This is a genomic window from Lentilactobacillus farraginis DSM 18382 = JCM 14108 (assembly GCF_000583655.1).
GTDB lineage: Bacteria > Bacillota > Bacilli > Lactobacillales > Lactobacillaceae > Lentilactobacillus > Lentilactobacillus farraginis.
Map to the genome: position 1 here is coordinate 1 of NZ_BAKI01000129.1, position 539 is coordinate 539.

A 539-nucleotide genomic window follows, 5' to 3' on the forward strand; every position below is an offset into this window, starting at 1 on the left:
GATTAATGTAGTGTCAATCGTCTTACTAGCGCAAAAGCCCGTACACAATCAAGCAATAGATCAAAAAACGTTTTCAATTGTTACAGAGCCTTTTGAATTATTGTCCTTTTCAATCTAATGTAAATTAATAAAAATTCAGCAAATAAATCCCTATAAATTAAGAAAAAGATGACTGGCAAATCACATGATATTAGAAAGTACCGATCTATTGCTTGCCTTTCACGACCTCTTAGGTTGTTCACGACTTTTTGCAACTAATGTAATCTAAAGATTATAACTTAAGTAGTTCTCTAGCAACCAGTTGATCAACAATCAAAACATTAGCATACCGGCCACTCAAAGCAGCGTGAATCGCCAAAAGCTTAGCCTCACCACCTGCAATTAAAATAGAATATTTCTTCTCTCTTAGCTTTTCTAAAGGAATTGCAACTGTACGCTTATCTAGCTCTGGATCAGCAACATGACCGTCAGAGGTAATAAAATGTGAAACTATATCACCCACAGAGTTTTTCCTTAAATATTGAATCTTAGTTTGATCT

1 protein-coding gene is annotated in these 539 nt (G+C 34.5%); it reads right to left on the bottom strand.

Features of this window, described 5'->3' with window-relative positions; all coding sequences use genetic code 11:
• Window positions 1–271: 271 nt before the first annotated feature.
• A partial coding sequence (locus tag JCM14108_RS14025; RefSeq protein ID WP_035181603.1) for a sugar-binding domain-containing protein occupies window positions 272–539 on the bottom strand: 268 nt, incomplete at its 5' end.